The 18,370-nt window shown below is 68.3% G+C and carries 16 protein-coding genes; 7 read left to right on the forward strand and 9 right to left on the reverse strand.

All coding sequences use genetic code 11. The annotated features are described in order from the left end of the window. Positions 1-22: 22 nt before the first annotated feature. Genes hemQ through hemE form a run of 3 tightly spaced genes read right to left on the reverse strand, consistent with a single transcriptional unit; the run spans position 23 to position 3,145 of the window. Entirely contained in the window at positions 23-715 is a 693-nt protein-coding gene (hemQ, locus tag QUE68_RS17295; RefSeq protein ID WP_284235700.1) for a hydrogen peroxide-dependent heme synthase, read from the reverse strand. A 4-nt stretch (positions 716-719) separates the two neighbouring features. Further along, positions 720-2,087, reverse strand: a complete 1,368-nt coding sequence (locus QUE68_RS17300; RefSeq protein ID WP_284235699.1) for a protoporphyrinogen oxidase — start codon at positions 2,085-2,087, stop codon at positions 720-722. Continuing rightward, positions 2,084-3,145: a uroporphyrinogen decarboxylase gene (hemE, locus tag QUE68_RS17305; protein WP_284236204.1), complete on the reverse strand. Its 1,062-nt coding sequence runs from the start codon at positions 3,143-3,145 to the stop codon at positions 2,084-2,086. The genes QUE68_RS17300 and hemE overlap by 4 nt, the downstream gene beginning before the upstream one ends. A 123-nt stretch (positions 3,146-3,268) precedes the next feature. Here hemE and QUE68_RS17310 point away from each other — a divergent pair, with 123 nt between their 5' ends. Together QUE68_RS17310 and QUE68_RS17315 are read left to right on the forward strand one after the other, a co-directional pair. Further along, complete coding sequence (locus QUE68_RS17310; RefSeq protein ID WP_286275855.1) at positions 3,269-3,805, forward strand: DUF3000 domain-containing protein; 537 nt, start codon at positions 3,269-3,271, stop codon at positions 3,803-3,805. A gap of 83 nt (positions 3,806-3,888) precedes the next feature. Beyond that, positions 3,889-5,112 carry a ribonuclease D gene (locus QUE68_RS17315; protein WP_284236202.1) on the forward strand — a complete coding sequence of 408 codons (1,224 nt, stop codon included), beginning with the start codon at positions 3,889-3,891 and terminating at the stop codon, positions 5,110-5,112. Positions 5,113-5,123: 11 nt separating this feature from the next. Here QUE68_RS17315 and dxs read toward each other — a convergent pair whose 3' ends face one another. Both dxs and nhaA read right to left on the reverse strand, forming a co-directional pair. Beyond that, positions 5,124-7,037 (reverse strand): 1-deoxy-D-xylulose-5-phosphate synthase, encoded by a 1,914-nt coding sequence (gene dxs / locus QUE68_RS17320; protein ID WP_284235698.1) that lies wholly within the window; start codon positions 7,035-7,037, stop codon positions 5,124-5,126. A 36-nt stretch (positions 7,038-7,073) separates the two neighbouring features. Next, complete coding sequence (nhaA, locus tag QUE68_RS17325) at positions 7,074-8,324, reverse strand: Na+/H+ antiporter NhaA (RefSeq protein ID WP_284231016.1); 1,251 nt, start codon at positions 8,322-8,324, stop codon at positions 7,074-7,076. A 165-nt stretch (positions 8,325-8,489) separates the two neighbouring features. Between nhaA and QUE68_RS17330 the strand changes: the two genes are divergently transcribed. From QUE68_RS17330 to QUE68_RS17340, 3 genes are read left to right on the forward strand one after another with little or no spacing between them, the layout of a single operon-like run. After that, positions 8,490-9,722: a cation:proton antiporter gene (locus tag QUE68_RS17330; protein ID WP_284235697.1), complete on the forward strand. Its 1,233-nt coding sequence runs from the start codon at positions 8,490-8,492 to the stop codon at positions 9,720-9,722. A gap of 33 nt (positions 9,723-9,755) precedes the next feature. Next, positions 9,756-10,202, forward strand: coding sequence for a CBS domain-containing protein (locus QUE68_RS17335; protein WP_284227321.1), 447 nt, complete (start codon positions 9,756-9,758; stop codon positions 10,200-10,202). Positions 10,203-10,236: 34 nt separating this feature from the next. Continuing rightward, the gene (locus QUE68_RS17340) at positions 10,237-11,526 is read left to right on the forward strand and encodes an ArsB/NhaD family transporter (RefSeq protein WP_284235696.1); all 1,290 of its coding nucleotides are present in this window, start codon (positions 10,237-10,239) and stop codon (positions 11,524-11,526) included. Between the two features lie 18 nt (positions 11,527-11,544). Here QUE68_RS17340 and QUE68_RS17345 read toward each other — a convergent pair whose 3' ends face one another. Together QUE68_RS17345 and QUE68_RS17350 are read right to left on the reverse strand one after the other, a co-directional pair. Continuing rightward, positions 11,545-12,741, reverse strand: coding sequence for a class I SAM-dependent RNA methyltransferase (locus QUE68_RS17345; protein ID WP_284227324.1), 1,197 nt, complete (start codon positions 12,739-12,741; stop codon positions 11,545-11,547). After that, entirely contained in the window at positions 12,738-14,729 is a 1,992-nt protein-coding gene (locus tag QUE68_RS17350; RefSeq protein WP_284227326.1) for an APC family permease, read from the reverse strand. Before QUE68_RS17350 ends, QUE68_RS17345 begins: the two co-directional genes overlap by 4 nt. Before the next feature lie 109 nt (positions 14,730-14,838). Here QUE68_RS17350 and QUE68_RS17355 point away from each other — a divergent pair, with 109 nt between their 5' ends. Further along, the gene (locus tag QUE68_RS17355; protein WP_284227328.1) at positions 14,839-15,513 is read left to right on the forward strand and encodes a potassium channel family protein; all 675 of its coding nucleotides are present in this window, start codon (positions 14,839-14,841) and stop codon (positions 15,511-15,513) included. 16 nt (positions 15,514-15,529) lie between these two features. Beyond that, the gene (locus QUE68_RS17360; RefSeq protein WP_284227330.1) at positions 15,530-16,189 is read left to right on the forward strand and encodes a potassium channel family protein; all 660 of its coding nucleotides are present in this window, start codon (positions 15,530-15,532) and stop codon (positions 16,187-16,189) included. 5 nt (positions 16,190-16,194) lie between these two features. Here the strand turns inward: QUE68_RS17360 and QUE68_RS17365 are convergent, their stop codons facing one another. Both QUE68_RS17365 and QUE68_RS17370 read right to left on the reverse strand, forming a co-directional pair. Next, positions 16,195-17,622, reverse strand: coding sequence for an MFS transporter (locus tag QUE68_RS17365; protein WP_284227333.1), 1,428 nt, complete (start codon positions 17,620-17,622; stop codon positions 16,195-16,197). A gap of 44 nt (positions 17,623-17,666) precedes the next feature. After that, positions 17,667-18,341 carry a DUF3159 domain-containing protein gene (locus QUE68_RS17370; RefSeq protein WP_284231017.1) on the reverse strand — a complete coding sequence of 225 codons (675 nt, stop codon included), beginning with the start codon at positions 18,339-18,341 and terminating at the stop codon, positions 17,667-17,669. Positions 18,342-18,370 lie beyond the last annotated feature (29 nt).

The raw sequence follows: 18,370 nt of genomic DNA on the forward strand, positions 1-18,370 counted from the left end.
CAGCAAATATTCGAGCCCGGCGTCACGGAAGGCGTGCGACGAGTTCCTCGACAGCTACCCGCGGTCCGGTGAAGAACGGCGTCTCCTCGCGCACGTGCCGCCGGGCATCCGTATAGCGCAGCTTCCACATGAGCTCCACGATGCGACCGAGGTCGGGGCCCTCGAATGCCAGGATCCACTCGTAGTCGCCGAGCGCGAACGCAGGCACGGTGTTGGCGCGCACGTCCGGGTATTCCCGGCCTGCCATGCCGTGCTCGACCAGCATCTTGCGGCGCTCGTCGTCGGGCAGCAGATACCAGTCCAACGAACGGACGAAGGGATACACGCAGACGTAGTCGCCGGGGTCCTCGCCGGCGATGAACGCTGGGACGTGACTCTTGTTGAACTCCGCAGGACGGTGGAGTGCCACCACGCTCCACACCGGGTCACTGACCACGCCCAGGCTGGTGCGGCGGAACGCCCGGTACGTGGCCTGCAGATCCTCGACGCGCTCGGCGTGCGTCCAGATCATGAAGTCGGCGTCGGCGCGGAAGCCCGCCACGTCATACAGCCCGCGGACCACGACGTCGCCTTCCTCCTGCTGCTTGAAGAAGGTGGCGGTCTCGTCGATCACCTCGGCGCGATCCTCGCCCAGGGTGTCGGGTTGCACGGCGAAGACCGAGATCATCATGTATCTGATCGTCGAGTTCAGCTTGTCGTAGTCGAGCTTGGCCATACCCTCATCGTGCCACGTCCGACGTGGTCAGCGCGGCCGCCGCCATGGTGCCGGACGCCACACAGGCGGGCACGCCGACGCCGTCGAGGTAACCGCCGGCCACGGCCAACCCCGGAGGCAGGCCGGCCCGCAACTCGGCGATCACGCCGGCATGCCCCGGCGCGTACTGCGGCAGCGCGTCGATCCACCGCTGAACACGGCAGTCCACGGGTTCGCAGTCGATGCCGAACACCGTGGCGAGGTCCTCCGACGCCCAGGCCAGCAAGTCGTCGTCACCGACGCTGCGGGCCATCGTGTCGCCGAACCGGCCGAATGACAACCGCACCAGTTCGACGTTGCCCCGTCTGCCCCACTTGCGCGACGTGAGCGTCATCGCCTTGGAGTTCAGCCGTTCACCGGACGCCGCCAGCACGCCCGACTGCTCGGGCAGCGGAGTTCCCCCGGGCAGCGCCAGCACCACCAGCGACGACGAGGCGACCTGGATGCGGCGGGCCGCAGTCGCCGACCGCGGCGCGACGCCGTCCACCAGCCGTGGCAGCCGGGGCGCCGGAACGGCCAGCACCACCCCGTCGGCGCGCGAGTGACCGCCCTCGTCGTCGACCAGGGTCCACCCGGCGCCATCGCGGTCGACCCGCTCGACGGCGACCTGAGCCCAGTGGAACCGGGCCCGGCCGATCAAGGCTTCGAGGAGCACCGCGTAACCGCCGTCGACGGCGCCGAACACCGAACCGCCCACAGGCGGCGGCAGCGCCTCGCGCACGGCGTCGGTGAGGTTGCGCGCGCCACGGTCCAGCGCCGCCGCCAAAGTCGGTACGGCCGAACGCAGTCCGATGGTGGCCGACGATCCGGCATAGACGCCCGCCAGCAGCGGATCCACCGATCGCGCCACCACCTGCGCACCGAAGCGATCCCCGATCAGCTCGGCCACCGTGGGCTCGGCGCCGATGCGCCACGAGAAGGGTCTCGATCGCTCGTCGGCGATCCACGCGACCGTCGCCTCGTCGACCAGCCCCGCAACCGACGATGCCTGCGCGGGAATGCCCTGCAAAGTGCCCTGCGGCATCGGATGCAGGCGGCCCTCGCTGTAGATCAGGGGACGCACACCCGTCGTGCCGATCTGGCGGTTGGCCAGACCCAACTCGGCCAGTAGCGCCGTCACCTCGGGGCGCCGTGCGATGAACGCCTCGGCACCGACGTCCACCGATTGACCGCCGATGCGCTCGGTGCGCAACGAGCCACCCAGCCGGTCGGCGGGGTCGAACACCGTGATCGCGGCATCGGGTCCGGCGGCGATGCGCAACCGGTAGGCGGCAACGAGTCCCGAAATACCGCCGCCCACAACGCAATACACCGGAGTGCGGGTCGAACTCACAACGAGTGCACCAGAGCTACTGCCTCGGTGACGATGCCCGGGTCCGTCGGAGGCAGCACCCCGTGGCCCAGGTTGAACACGTGGCCGGTCGCGCCCGCATCGACCGCTCGGCGTCCGTCGTCGACGACGCTGCGCACCGCCCGCTCCACCACCGGCCAGCCTGCCAGCAGCACCACCGGGTCGAGGTTTCCCTGCAGCGCTACCCCCGGGCGCACCCTCGCGGCGGCGTCGGTGAGCGAGGTCCGCCAGTCCACTCCGACGACCGGCTTGGCACCCACCGACACCGCCTCCGACATGGCGCCGAGCAGTTCGGCGGTACCCACCCCGAAGTGCGTCATGGGCACGCCCTCGGCGGCGAGCGCCTCGAACACCCGCGCGCTGTGCGGCAGTACATAGGTGCGGTAGTCGGCCAGGGACAAGGTCCCCGCCCAGGAGTCGAACAGCTGGATCGCATCTACGCCTGCGTCGAGCTGAGCGCGCAGGAAGCCGATCGTGATGTCGGTGAGAACGGTCATCAACTCGTGCCAGACGTCGGACTCCCCCAACATCATGGCCTTGGTGCGTTCGTGGTTGCGGCTGGGTCCGCCCTCGACCAGATAGGACGCCAGGGTGAACGGCGCACCCGCGAAGCCAATCAGCGGCACCTGGCCCAGCGCCCCCACCAGCATGGCTATCGCCTCGGCGACGGGCGCCACCTTCGACCGGTCTAGCGGCTTCAGCGCGGCGACGTCGGCCGCGGTCCGGATCGGCTGCGCGATGACCGGCCCCACGTCGGGCACGATGTCCAGGTCGATCCCCGAGGCCTTCAGCGGGACGACGATGTCGGAGAAGAGAATGGCCGCGTCGACGCCGTGCCTGCGTACCGGCTGCAGGGTGATCTCGGTGATCAGCTCGGCGTCGAAGCAGGCTTGCATCATCGTGGTCTTCGCCCGCAACGCGCGGTACTCGGGCAGTGACCGGCCGGCCTGCCGCATGAACCACACCGGCACTCGGGTGGGCTTCCGGCCTGCAACGGCGGTCAGATACGGCGACTCGGGCAGGTCGCGACGGGTACTCATCAGCACCCATGCTGCCATGCAGGAACGCTACGGCGCGCCTTCGCTGCCACATGTCCGAATCCGCTAGCGTCAAACCTCGTGACCACCGTCGAGCCGGCTCAATTCCGGGAAGCGGTGGAGGCGATGAACGCCACCACCGTCCGGCCCGAGATAGAGCTCGGCCCGATCCGCCCACCCCAGCGGTTGGCGCCCTACAGCTATGCGCTCGGCGCGGAGGTTCGGCACCCCGAGACGGCGATCGTCCCCGAACGCTCCGATGGCGACGCGTTCGGTCGGCTGATCCTGCTGCACGACCCCGAGGGCGCCGAGGCCTGGGACGGCACCATGCGCCTGGTGGCCTACATCCAGGCCGACCTCGACTCCAGCGAAGCCGTCGACCCCCTGCTCCCCGAGGTGGCATGGAGCTGGCTGGTCGAAGCGTTGGCGTCCCACGAGGATCACTTCACCGCACTCGGCGGCACGGTGACGGCCACGACCTCGGTGCGCTACGGCGACATCTCCGGCCCACCGCGGGCCCATCAGCTGGAACTGCGCGCGTCGTGGACCGCGACGACCCTAGACCTGGGACCGCACGTACGGGCGTTCTGCGAGGTGCTCGAACACGCCGCAGGCCTACCCCCCGACGGGGTCACCGACCTCGGCGCCCGCACGCGCGCGTGACATCGACCGACGGCGATGACGCCGCGCCCGACGAGGCAGCCGGTGAGCACGATTCCGAGGAGACGGGCGACCCCGCCGAACCGGTGACCACCCCGCTCCTCGCCCCCGCCGACGGGGTGCCCGAGCTGGCCGTCACCTCCGACCAAATCCTCGCTGCCGCCGAACTCCTGGTGTCGGGACACGGCCCCTTCGCCATCGATGCCGAGCGGGCGTCGGGCTTTCGGTACTCCAACCGCGCCTACCTGATTCAGATCCGGCGTGCGGGCGCGGGCACCGTCCTCGTCGACCCCGTGAACCACGGTGAGGACGCCGCGATGGTGATGGCGCCACTGGCCGACGTGCTCGACACCGACGAGTGGATTCTGCACGCCGCCGACCAGGACCTGCCGTGCCTGGCCGAACTGGGCATGGTGCCGCCTCAGCTGTACGACACCGAGCTGGCCGGCCGACTTGCCGGGTTCGACCGGGTGAACCTGGCGGCGATGGTGCAACGCCTGCTGGGCTTGCAGTTGATGAAGGGCCACGGCGCGGCGGACTGGTCCAAACGGCCGCTGCCCGAAGACTGGCTCAACTACGCCGCCCTCGACGTGGAAGTGCTGCTCGAATTGCGCACGGCGATCGCCGACGAACTCAAGGCGCAAGGCAAGACCCGTTGGGCCGCAGAGGAATTCGAGCACCTGCGAACATACATCGCCTCGCCGACGCGGCGAGATCGCTGGCGCCGGACCTCGGGCATCCACAAGGTGAAGAGTCCACGGACGCTGGCCGCCGTCCGCGAACTCTGGACGACCCGCGACCAGATCGCGCAGCAACGCGACATCGCACCGGGGCGCATCCTGCCCGACGCAGCGATCATCAACGCCGCCACCGCGGACCCCGACTCCGTCGACAAGCTGCTGCGGTTGCCGGTGTTCGGCGGGTCACGTCAGCGCCGGAGTGCTGCCGTCTGGCTCGACGCCCTGGCGCGCGCCCGCGCCGGCGAGGACCTACCGAGTGCCTCGGAGCCGCTGACCGGACCACCGCCCGCCGTGCGTTGGAGTCGACGCAAGCCCGAGGCAGCTGAACGGCTCGAGGCCGTCCGCGCCGGTCTCAACGAACTGTCGCAACGGGTTTCGGTGCCGACCGAGAACCTGCTGACACCCGAGCTGGTGCGGCGGCTGGTGTGGGACTGGCAACCGGTGCCCGACGTCACCGCGGTCGTCGACGCTTTCCTCGCGGAGGCGGGCGCCCGCCCCTGGCAGCGGGAGTTGACGGTGCCGGTCCTGACGGAGTCGCTGACCCCCGCCGAGGCGCCGACCGAGGACTAGTTCGTCGGTCGTTAGTCGAACTGGTCGCTGACCTGCGCCTCCGCGAGCGAACTACCAAGGGCGGCAATCCAACCCGTGATTTGACGGGCGACGTTCTGCTCGGTCAGTCCCACCGCGGCGAGCACCTCGCTGCGCGACGCATGCTCCTGGAACTCCTGCGGCACACCGACGTCGCGGCACGGCACGTCGATCTCGGCATGACGCAGCGCCGCCGACACCGACGAACCGATGCCACCGTGCAGGCCATGATCCTCGACCGTGACGACGAGCTTGTGCGCTGATGCCAACGGGCCGAGCGTCGCGGGCACCGGCAGCACCCAGCGGGGATCGACGACCGTGACTCCGATGCCTTGGTTGCGCAGGCGTTCGGCCACCGACAGTGCCATCGATGCGAACGGGCCGACCGCGACCAGCAGGACGTCCTCTGTCATGTCGTCGGTGGGCACCGCGAGGATGTCGACCCCTTCCCGCCGTTCGAGCGCCGTGATGTCCTCGCCGACGTCACCCTTGGGGAAGCGGATCGCGGTCGGTCCGTCCTTCACCTCGAGCGCCTCACCGAGTTCCTCGCGCAGCCGCGCGGCGTCCCGCGGGGCGGCGACCCGCATCCCGGGCACGACGCCGAGTATCGACATGTCCCAGACCCCGTTGTGGCTGGCTCCGTCTGGCCCGGTCACACCGGCCCGGTCGAGCACGATCGTGACCGGAAGTTGGTGCAGCGCAACGTCCATCATCATCTGGTCGAACGCCCGGTTCAGGAACGTGGAGTAGATCGCCACGACCGGATGCATACCGCCCATGGCGAGCCCGGCGGCCGAGGTCATCGCATGCTGTTCGGCGATGCCGACGTCGAAGAAGCGGTCCGGGAAGCGTTTGCGGAAGGCGCTCAGCCCAGTCGGTCCCGGCATCGCCGCGGTGATGGCGACGACGTCGCGACGCTTGGCGGCCCGCTTGATCAGCTCGTCGGAGAAGACCGAGGTCCAGCCGGGTGCGGCGACCGACGTCGCCAGCCCCGTCTGAGGGTCGATGATGCCGGTGGAGTGCATCTGCTCGGCCTCGTCGGACTCGGCAGGTCCGTAGCCCATGCCCTTGCGCGTGGCCACGTGCACGATCACTGGAGCGTTGAAGCCGCGGGCGTGGCGCAGCGCCGCCTCGACGGCATGCTCGTCGTGGCCGTCGATGGGCCCGACGTACTTCAACCCGAGGTCGGTGAACATGACCTGCGGCGACAACGCGTCCTTGATGCCGACCTTGACGCTGTGCATGCACTGGTAACAGAGCTCGCCGATGAGGGGTACCCCGCGCACGGCCTTGCGGCCGCCCTCGAGAAAGCGCTCGTAGGCGGGCTGCAGGCGCAGCGCCGCGAGATGGTCCGCGAAGCCGCCGATCGTCGGCGCGTAGCTGCGTCCGTTGTCGTTGACGACGATGATCACCGGCCGGCGCGACGCCGCGATGTTGTTCAGGGCCTCCCAGCACATGCCGCCCGTGAGCGCGCCGTCACCGACCACGGCCACGACGTGCCGGTTGCGGTGGCCCGAGAGCTCGAACGCCTTCGCGAGGCCGTCGGCATAGGACAGCGCGGTGCTCGCGTGGCTCGACTCGACCCAGTCGTGCTCGCTCTCCCTGCGCGACGGGTAGCCCGACAGGCCGCCCTTCTTGCGGAGGTTGTCGAAGTCCGCGCAGCGGCCCGTCAGCATCTTGTGCACGTACGCCTGGTGGCCGGTGTCGAAGACGATGGGATCGTGCGGCGAATCGAAGACCCGGTGCAGGGCCAGCGTCAGCTCGACGACGCCCAGGTTGGGGCCTAGATGTCCGCCGGTGGCAGCTACCTTGTGAATCAGGAAATCGCGGATCTCGGCGGCGAGCTCGTCCATCTGCGACTGCGTCAGGTGCTGTAGATCGGCGGGACCGCGGATCTCGGAAAGCATCCCGTCAGTTTACGCACGGACGCCTCGGGCGGCCGGTCAAGCCTCGTAGACGTCGGGCACACCGTCGGCGTCGGCGTCGAGGGTCTCGCGCTCGTAGATGCGGCGGTAGGTGGCATTGCGGCTGACCAGAACGACGGCCGCCAACGCCCCGGCCAACACCGATCCGACGAGGACGCCGATCTTGACGTCGTCACTCGTCACGGTCCCGTAACCAAAGGCCAGCTCGCCGATGAGGAGCGACACCGTGAAGCCGATCCCCGCGAGCAGAGCAACCCCCAGCACGTCACGCCAGGCCAGGTCGTCGTCCAGCTCGGCGTGAGTGAACTTGGCCAGCAGGTACGCCGTCAACCACACGCCGAGTGGTTTGCCGATCACCAATCCCGCCATGACACCGAGGGTGACCGGATGGGAGAGGGCGTCGCCAAGGCCGGTCCATCCCCCCACCGTCACGCCCGCCGCGAAGAAGGCGAACACGGGCACCGCGAAACCTGCCGACACCGGGCGCAGCAGGTGTTCGAAGGTCTCCGCCGACGCGTGCCGTCCCAGCACCGGAATCGCGAAGCCCATGAGCACCCCGGCGACCGTGGCATGTATCCCGCTAGCGTGGACGAGCGCCCAGGTCGCGCCCGCCAGAGGTAGTAGGACCCACCAGCGCGTCACCCCGCGTTGCACCGCCAGCACGAACAACCCGAAGGGCAGTAGCGCCAGGGCGAGCGGCCCCAGTGCGAGGTGGTCGGTGAAGAACACGGCGATGACGATGATCGCCAGGAGGTCGTCGACCACCGCGAGCGTCAGCAGGAACGTTCGCAGGGCGGTCGGCAGATGCGTGGCGAGCACCGCGAGCACGGCTAGCGCGAACGCAATGTCCGTGGCGATCGGCACCGCCCACCCATCGAGGTAGTCGGGATGCCCGGCGACGAGATTGATGGTGATGAAGATCGCAGCCGGAAAGACCATTCCCCCGATGGCGGCCGCAATCGGAAGGGCTGCCCTGGCGGGGTCACGCAGGTCCCCGGCGACGAATTCGCGCTTGAGTTCCACGCCCACCACGAAGAAGAAGATTGCAAGCAGACCGTCGGCGGCCCATGACGCCAACGTCAGGTTGAGGTGCAGTGCCTCCGGCCCGATCGCGAACTCGGAAACCGTCTTGTAGGCCGCCGACCAGGGCGAATTCGCCCAGACCAACGCAGCGCTCGCGGCGAACAGGAGCAGCAGGCCGCCGACGGTTTCCCTGCGGAGGATCTCGGAGAAGCGCCTGGCCTCCGACCACGAGCCCAGCGCGAGCATTCGGTTCGGCACAGCCAGAGCCTACTGAGCTAGATCCGCCGAGCGAACCCGCAAACCGTCCGTTTGCCTCGACCGATCCTTTGCGGCATCTTTACGGGCGGAGCGCCGGGAAGTCTGGTCGGCAGTCGCAGCACGCGACTCGAACGATTGACGACGGGAGTTGACGTGGCGCTCGTACTCGCCTTTGGCGTCGTTCTGCTGATCAGCGTCTCCCTTTCCGGTGTCGCCGCCAGGACCGTGTTGTCTACCGCGCTGCTGTTCCTCGTGGCGGGGGCTCTGATCGGACCGGGCGGCTTCGGCCTGGTGTCGATCAGCTCGGACGACTCGATCGTGTCGCTCCTCGCAGACATCGCCCTCTTCACGGTGCTGTTCACGGACGGCCAACGCGCGAATCTTGCTGCATTGAAGGAGAATTGGTCACTGTCCGGGCGAGCGCTCGGACTTGGAATGCCGCTCACGATGATCGGCATTGCCGTCCCGGCGCACTATCTCATTGGCCTCGACTGGCCGACGGCCTTCCTCATCGGCGCCATTCTGTCTCCGACCGACCCGGTGTTCGCCGCCGCGCTCGTCGGGCGGTCCGACATCCCGCTTCGGTTGCGTCGGCTTCTCAACGTCGAGAGCGGACTCAACGACGGCTTGGCGCTGCCCTTCGTGCTGATCTTCCTAGCCACGGCCCAGCATGCGGACTCCGACGTCGCCACCGTGGGGGTGGAGCTGATCCTCGGCTTGCTCCTCGGAGCCGTCGTCGCCGCGGTCGTGGCGTTGGCCTGGCGCACGAATGTCCTCACCGCCGAGCCCCGACTGCAACCGCTGGGACCGGTGGCGATCGCGGTCGTCGTGTACGCCGGTTGCCACCTCACCCACGCCAACCCCTACCTCGCCGCCTTCGCTGCCGGTTCGGTTCTGGCCACCCTCGACCACGTGACGGCCGAACGGTTCGAACCATTCGGTGATCTCCTCGCAGAGCTGACGAAGTTCGCCGCACTCCTCGTGTTCGGTGCCCTCATCACGCCGGAGCGGCTGTCCCACCTCGGATGGCAGGGGTGGCTGCTCGCAGCCGTGGCGATCCTGGTCGTGCGGCCCGCCGCGATGCTTCTCTCCCTGCTACGCACCTCGCTGCCGCGCAGTGAGCGGCTCACCGCTGCCTGGTTCGGACCCAAGGGGTTTGCCTCGGTGGTCTACGGGCTGCTGGTGTTGCAGGCCGGCATTAGGGATGGCGAATTGGTGTTCGATCTGGTGGCGGTGACGATCGCGTTGTCGATAGTGCTCCATTCGTCCACGGACGTCCCGGTCGCGCGGATGCTGCGCATCGAACCCCCTGACAACCTCCCCGCGGGGCGTCAGGGTGCCGATGCCCGGTCCGAGGTCCCGCCGCCGCCTTTGGAGAAGACATGAGATCCCTCGTGCCGACCCACGTAGGGTTTCCCCGTGCGCGCAGATCAGATCGCCGAGGAATTTCCGGTCGTCGCCTCCACGTCCAACGCGCTGGACGCCGGTCGACTGATGGCGGAACGGCGACTTCCTGGTTTGGTGGTCACCGACGACGAGGGACGGCCGATGGCCATCCTGCCGGCCTCGCAGGTCGTTCGGATGTTGGTACCCAGCTACGTTCAGGACGATCCCTCGCTGGCGGGCGTGTTGAGCGAGTCCATGGCCGATCACATCGCGGACGCGATCGGCGACAAGAGCGTGGCCGCGATCCTGCCGAAACCCCTACCCGACATGCCGACCGTGAAGTCGGACGACACCATCGTCGAGGTGGCTGCGGTCATGGCGCACGAGCGTGCACCCTTGGTCGCGGTCGTGGAGAAGAAGCGATTGGTCGGGGTGATCACTGCATCTCGGCTGCTCGAAGTCGCGCTCGGTCCGCGCTGAACCCGGAACCGAGTTCTCGGCTGAGGACCCGTCCATGACCACGGTCGCCGTCGCAGTCTTCGCGATTTCATACGTCCTCATCGCCACCGAGAAGATCTCGAAGGTCAAGGCCGCCCTCGGCGGTGCGGCGATCGTGGTGATACTCGGCATCGTCGGCTCAGAGGACGTCTTCTACTCGCACGAGACGGGGATCGACTGGGACGTCATCTTCCTGCTGTTCGGGATGATGATCATCGTCGGCGTGCTCCGCCAGACGGGTGTCTTCGAATACACCGCGATCTGGGCGGCCAAGCGGGCAGGCGGTTCGGCCCTGCGAGTGATGCTGCTCCTGGTCCTGATCACCGCAATAGCCTCGGCGTTGCTCGACAACGTCACCACCGTGTTGTTGATCGCCCCGGTGACGCTGCTGGTCTGCGACCGGCTCGGCCTCAAACCCACCCCGTTCCTCATCGCGGAGGTCTTCGCCTCCAACATCGGCGGCGCGGCAACGCTGGTCGGCGACCCCCCGAACATCATCATCGCCAGCCGGGCGGGCCTGTCCTTCAACGACTTCCTGGTGCACATGGCACCGATATCCGTCATCGCCCTCATCGTCCTCGTGGTGACCCTGCCGGTCCTGTTCCGCGGATCCTTCACCGTCGACCCCGCACGGGTCGACGACGTGATGGCGTTGAACGAGCGCGAGGCGATCCGTGATCCCCGACTGCTGGCGAAGTCCGGCGTAGTGCTGCTGGGTGTGTTCGCCGCCTTCATCGGTCACTCGATCATTCACATCGAACCGTCGGTGGTGGCGCTACTCGGTGCCGGAATCCTGATCCTGATCTCCCGCGTCGACCGCGAGGACTACCTCGGCAGCGTCGAATGGGAGACGTTGTTGTTCTTCGTCGGGTTGTTCATCTTGGTCGGTGCCTTGGTCAAGACCGGCGCGATCGGGACTCTGGCCCGGCTGGCCGCGGACCTCACCGGCGGCAATGCGCTGTTCGCGACGATGTTGATCCTCTTCGTCTCCGCGCTGCTCTCCGGCGTCATCGACAACATCCCCTACGTGGCCACCATGAGTCCCGTGGTCGCCGATCTGGTCGCCGACATCAGCGATCCAGCGCAGAGCCAGGCCCTGTGGTGGGCGTTGGCGATCGGCGCCGACTTCGGCGGCAACCTGACGGCAGTGGGTGCGAGTGCCAACGTGGTGATGCTCGGCATCGCGGCACGGGAGGGCCATCCGATCAGCTTCTGGGAGTTCACCCGTAAGGGCGCGGTCGTCACGGCGCTGACCATCGGCGTCGCCGCGCCGTACCTGTGGCTGCGGTACTTCGTCTTCGCCTGACGCGATGACGGCCGACTCCTAGCCGCGCGACAGCACCGCGACGCACTCGACGTGATGGGTCAGCGGAAACGAGTCGAACACCCGCAGCTCCTCCACCGCATACCCGTGCCCGCGGTAGAGACCGACGTCGCGCGCGAAAGACGCTGCCTCACAACCGATGTGGACGATTCGGGGCACCTCGGCGGCAGCCAGCAGATCGATCACCTCACGGCCGGCGCCGGTTCGCGGCGGATCGAGCACCGCGACGTCGGCGCGCCGACGCTGCGTGGTCAACGCTCGGCGCACCGACTCGGTCAGGACGTCCACCCAGCCGAGGTCGGCGAGTGCAGCCCTGGCCGCCCGCGAGGAGCCGCGAGAGGTGTCGACGCTGAGCACGTGACCCGTCTCACCGACCGACTCGGCCAGCGTCGCCGCGAAAACCCCTGCGCCACCGTACAAGTCCCACGCCGTCATGCCCGGTGCCAGCTGAGCCCAGTCCTTGATCAGTGCGCTGTAGGTGCGTGCGGCGTCGCGGTGCGCCTGCCAGAACGCGGTGACGGGAACACTCCACGTCCGGTCGCCGACGCGCTGAACCGCCTCATAGGCGCCCTCGACCACCTGGGTCGAGGCCTTGCGATCCGATCGCGGACCCGACCGGACGACGTGCCGCGCTCCCCCGTCGTCGAGCACGACGTGGAGTTGGGCACCAGGCGGCCAGGTCGATTCCGCAAGACCCGCCAACATCCCGTCGGGCACCTGCGCGCACGACAGGTCGGTCACCAGTTCGCCGCTGTGATAGCGATGGAAGCCGGGCCGTCCCGCCAGCGCTCCTTCGGAGGCCACGTCCAAGCGCACCCGGGTGCGCCACCCCGTCGCGCCGGCCGTCCCGACCTCTTCGGCCTCACCCTCCCAATGGTGGCCGCCGAGGCGTTCGAGCTGGTTGGCCACCACGCCGCCCTTCAGGCGCCGCACTGCGGCCGGTGTCGCGAAGGACAGGTCGCAACAGCCCGAGCCGTCGACCCCGGCGATGGGGCACAGCGGGTCGATGCGGTCGGGCGACGCCTCGACGATCTCGATGGCCTCGGCATGCCAATGGCTTCCCCGCTCCTCGGTCACGCGCGCATTGACTACCTCGCCGGGCAGGGCATAGCGGACGAAGACCACGCGCCCGTCGTGCCGGGCCACACAGCTGCCACCGTTCGCCGGGGGGCCGACGGTCAAGGTCAGGATGGTCAATCGAGGAACCCTCGTCGCGCGTCACCCGGCGCCGACTGCTCATCGATGCCCTTGAGCCGCTCCGACGAATTCAACTGCCAGGGAACGGAAGTGACCATGACGTTCGGTTCGAACAGCAGCCGCCCCTTCAATCGGAGCGCACTCTGGTTGTGCAGCAGCTGCTCCCACCAGTGCCCAACGACGTATTCCGGGATGAACACCGTGACCACGGTGCGCGGCGAATCCTTGGTGATGCGCTTGACGTAACCGAGAATCGGCCGGGTGATCTCGCGGTAGGGCGACGCAATGACCTTCAGCGGCACCGAGACACTGCTTTCCTCCCACTTGTGCACCAGCTCGTGGGCCTCGTGGTCATCGACGTTGACGGTGATCGCCTCGAGCACGTCCGGCCGGGTTGCCCTGGCGTAGGCCAACGCCCGCTTGGTGGGAAGGTGGATGTTGGACACCAGCACGATCGCGTGGTTGCGGCTCGGCAGCACGACGTCGCCCTCCTCGGCGGCGCGTGCCTCCAACTCCCGGGTGACGGTGTCGTAATGCTTGTGGATCAGCTTCATGACGAGGAAAAGGAAGGACATCGCCAGGATGGCGATCCAGGCGCCCTGCTTGAACTTGGTGGCGACCACGACCACCAGCACGGCGCCCGTGCAGATGAGGCCGATGGCGTTGATGACGCGCGACCGCTGCATCCGGCGACGCTCGGCGGCGTCGGTCTCGGCGCGCAGCAGGCGGGTCCAGTGCCGGACCATCCCGATCTGGCTGAGCGTGAAGCTGACGAACACACCGACGATGTACAGCTGGATCAGCGCCGTCACCTCGGCGCGGAACGCCACGACGAAGGCGATGGCGGCGAAGGCCAGGAACAGGATGCCGTTCGAGAACGCCAGCCGGTCCCCGCGGGTGTGCAGCTGCCGTGGCAGATAGCGGTCCTGCGCCAGAATGGATCCCAGTACCGGGAACCCGTTGAACGCGGTGTTGGCGGCCAGCACGAGGATCAGCGCCGTGACTCCCGCGATCAGGTACAGGCCAACCGGGAACCCGTGGAACACCGCATCCGCCAGCTGCGCGATGAGCGTCTTCGGCTGGTACCCGGCGGGAGCACCACCGAGCTGCTCGACGGTGTCGACCACCTTGGCCCCGGTTTCCTTGGCCAACACGATGATTCCCATGAACAGCGACACGGCGATGCCGCCGAGCAGCAGCAGCGTGGTGGCCGCGTTCTTCGACTTCGGCTTCCTGAAGGCGGGCACGCCGTTGCTGATGGCCTCCACGCCGGTCAGCGCCGCACAACCTGACGAGAACGCCCGGGCCACCAAGAAGATCATCGCGAAGCCGAGGACGTCACCGTGTTCGGACTGGACGGTGAATCCTGCCGTCTCGGCCTGCAAGTCGTCGCCGAGGACGAAGATTTGGAACAGCCCCCAGCCGATCATCAGGTACATGCAGATCATGAACGCGTAGGTGGGGATGGCGAAGGCGGTGCCCGATTCCCGGATGCCTCGCAGGTTCAGCGACGCGAGGATCAGAATGGCCGCAACGGCGAACAGCACCTTGTGCTCGCCGATGAAGGGCACGGCCGAGCCGATGTTGGACATCGCCGACGCCATCGACACCGCGACCGTCAGCACGTAGTCGACCAGCAGCGCACTGGCCACGGTCAAACCGGCGGTCGGGCCCAGGTTGGTGGTCACCACCTCGTAGTCACCGCCGCCGGACGGATAGGCGTGCACGTTCTGTCGGTAGCTCGCGATCACCACGAGCATCACCGCCGCCACGGCCAGCCCGATCCACGGCGCCATCGTGTACGCGCTGAGACCCGCGACCGAGAGCACCAGGAAGATCTCCTCCGGCGCGTACGCGACGGACGACAACGCGTCCGAGGCGAACACCGGCAGCGCGATCCGCTTGGGCAGCAAGGTATGACCCATGGCATCGCTGCGGAACGGTCTACCAATGACCAACCGGCGTGCAGCGGTCGAAAGCTTGGACACGAGTGCCAAGAGTAAGCCCATCGGCCGTCGGCCGTTCCCAAGCTGTAGCGTTCCGAGTGCACGGGTTCGCCACAATCCGTTACTGCCGAACCACTGGGAGGACCGACGCGTGCGGGTAGTCGTGATGGGATGCGGCCGAGTAGGTGCGTCGCTGGCTGACGGCTTGGCCAGGATCGGCCACGAGGTCGCCGTAATCGACCGTGACCGCACCGCCTTTCACCGCCTGTCACCCGAGTTCCCCGGCCAGCGCGTCCTGGGCATGGGGTTCGATCGTGACGTGCTGCTGAAGGCCGGCATCGAGGGCGCGGGCGCGTTCGCCGCGGTCTCCTCGGGTGACAACTCCAACATCATCTCCGCCCGGGTCGCCAGGGAGACCTTCGGTGTCGAGCGGGTCGTGGCCCGCATCTACGACGCCAAACGCGCCGCGGTGTACGAGCGGTTGGGCATTCCGACGGTGGCGACGGTGCCGTGGACCACGGACCGACTGCTCAACGTGCTGACCCGCGAAGGCGAGACCACCAAGTGGCGCGACCCGTCGGGCAACGTCGCCGTCGCCGAGCTGCCGCTGCACGAGAGCTGGGTGGGCCACCGGGTGACCGCGCTGGAAGCTGCGACCGGCGGACGCGTCGCGTTCATGATCCGCTTCGGCACCGGGCTGCTACCGGACAAGAAGACCGTCATTCAGGCCAGCGATCAGGTGTACCTGGCCGCGATCTCCGGTCACGTCGCCGAGGCCATGGCCATCGCCGCGCTGCCGCCGGGCGAAGACGCGGAGGATCAATGAGGACGGTGAGGATGTCGTGAAGGTCGCCATCGCAGGGGCCGGCGCCGTCGGCCGGTCCATCGCCAGGGAACTCGTCGACAACCATCAGGTCACGCTGCTCGAACGCAACCCCGACCACGTCGATACCGACGCCATCCCCGCCGCGCAGTGGCGCCTGGGCGACGCATGCGAGTTGTCGCTCCTCGAAGCGGTCGGGCTCGAGGAGTTCGACGTGGTCATCGCCGCCACCGGTGACGACAAGGCCAACGTCGTGCTGAGCCTGCTCGCAAAGACCGAGTTCGCGGTGCCGCGGGTGGTGGCCCGGGTCAACGACCCCCGCAACGAATGGCTCTTCGACGAGGCGTGGGGGGTCGACGTCGCGGTGTCCACTCCCCGGATGCTGGCGTCACTCGTCGAGGAGGCGGTGTCGGTCGGCGACCTCGTCCGACTGATGAGCTTCCGCAAGGGCCAGGCCAACCTCGTCGAGATCACGCTGCCCGACGACACTCCGTGGGGCGGTAAGGCCGTCAAGCGGCTCGACCTGCCGCGTGATGCCGCCCTGGTGACCATCCTGCGCGGCGCCCGGGTGATCGTGCCCGAGGACGACGAGCCCCTGGAGGGCGGTGACGAACTGCTGTTCGTCGCCATCGACGAAGTCGAAGAGGAACTGCGCGAGCTCCTGCTGCACCCACGCTGACTCGTTCAGCCGGACCCGGAGAGCGCCGGCGGTGGCGTCGCCCGGTCGTGGCATCGAGCCGACTCCACCGGTGAGACGCGGCCCATCTCGCACTGCCGGTTGCTGATGCCGATCGCCGAGATCACGCCCGCCGCCGCGAACAACCCGGCCACCACGAGGACGCCGTAGCGGAAGCCGGTGAAATCCATTGCGGTGGAAGTCATCTCACCATCGGGCCGAGCCAGTCCGACGATGACGCCGGTGAACGCCACCGCGATCAAACCGGCTACCCGCGACACCGCGTTGTTGACCGCCGAGCCGATACCGCTCTGCGCCGGATCCACCGCGGCCAGCACGGCCGCCGTCAGAGGTGAGACGGTCACCGAAAGACCGACGCCGAAGACGACGAGACCCGGCAACATCTGAGTCCAAAAGTCGAAGGGCGACTGCGCCCGCGTCATCAACAGGAAGCCGCCCGCCGCGATCAGCGGGCCGACGGCCATGTACGCGCGAGGACCGTGCCTGCCCGCCAGCGTGCCGAATCGCCGCGCTAGGAAGAACGACAGCACCGGCAGCGGCAGCGTCGCCAGGCCCGCCCTGGCGGCCGACATGCCAACGGTCTCCTGCAGGAACAACGGCACGAGCAGCGTGCCGAGGGACACCCCCGCGTAGAGGAACACCGTCGCGAGATTGCCGACGGCGAAGTTACGCGCCGCGAAGAGTTGCAGCGGCATGATCGGGTTCGCCGCTCGCCGCTCCCACCACGGGAACGCCCCCAGACACGCCGCGCCCACCACGAAGCCGCCGAGCACCGTGGGATGCGACCAGCCCAGCCGCTGCAGCTCGATGAGCGCGTACACCGCGGCCGACAACCCCACCGCGCACAGGAAGGCACCCAGCACGTCGATGCGCGCGGACCGCCGACCGCCGAAGTCGCCCGCCAGTTTGGTGGTCAGATACAGCGTGACCGCCAACGGCACCACGTTGATCCCGAAGACCCACCGCCAGTTCAGTGCATCCACCAGCAGGCCGCCGAGCGGCGGGCCCACGACGAACGCCGTCCCCGTCCACGCCGTCCAGGTGCCGATCGCGCCGGCCTGTCGCACGCCGGTGAATCGGGCGTTGATCATCGCAAGCGAACTCGGCACCAGGAACGCCGCACCCAGCCCCTGAAGACATCGCGCGGCGACGAGGACCCAACCCGCCGGGGACGCCGCACATAGCAGCGAGGCGACGGCGAAGATGGCCAGCCCCATCCGCAGCACTGCCAGCCGGCCGAACTGATCGGACACCGCACCGGCGACCAGGATCAGCGCGCCCAGGCTCAGCAGGTAGCCGTCGATCACCCACTGCTGGAGCGCCAATCCGCCACCGAACTCCGCTGCGATTGCCGGCAGGGCGAGGTTGACCACCGAACCGTCGAGAAACGCCACGAACGAGGCGAGGACGGCCACCGCGATGAGCGTGCGGTCGTTCGTGTCGTCGGGCGGGCTCGGCGTCAGTCGGCCTGTGCCTCCGCGGTCTGCGCGTCGGCCTGCTCGGCGGCGTGCAGCGCCCGCTGGGCGGCGCGGATGGCGAGATAGGTCGCCAAGGCCGCAACCGCCGTCAACGGCCACCCCATGGCGATGCGGGCGACACCGAGCAGTCCCGTCTGGTCTTCGTCGTACAGGCGGTTCTGCACCACGAACCGGGCGCCGAACACTAGGGCCCAGATGCAGGTCGCCACGTCGAACGCGAACACCGCCCGACGGACGCGACGCCAGTCCCGGCCACGGCCGTTGACCCACCCCCAGGCATACCCGACGATGGGCCGCCGGATCACCACCGACAGGGCGAACACCGCGGCATAGATCAGAGACGACCAGATGCCCAGGAGGAAGTACCCCTTCGACTCCCCGACCAGATAGGCGATCAGAGCGCTGACGCCGACCGCGAAGAAGCCAGAGATCGCCGGCTGCAACGTGTCTCGGCGAATCAGCCGCCACACCAGGATCAGCGCCGCCACCCCGAGGGCAGCGGCGATGGCCCACTTCAATCCGAAGAGTGACGACGCCGGAACGAAGACCAGAACCGGCAGCGACGAGTAGATCAGGCCGCTGATGCCGCCCATCTGATCGAGGATCGCTCGTGCGCTCAGCTTGTTGTCGGGTTCATCGGGCTCGGCGGCCTCGATGTCGACCTCGTCTGCTCTCCCCTTGTCGG

The organism is Mycolicibacterium sp. TUM20985 (assembly GCF_030295745.1).
In the GTDB taxonomy this organism is placed as follows: domain Bacteria; phylum Actinomycetota; class Actinomycetes; order Mycobacteriales; family Mycobacteriaceae; genus Mycobacterium.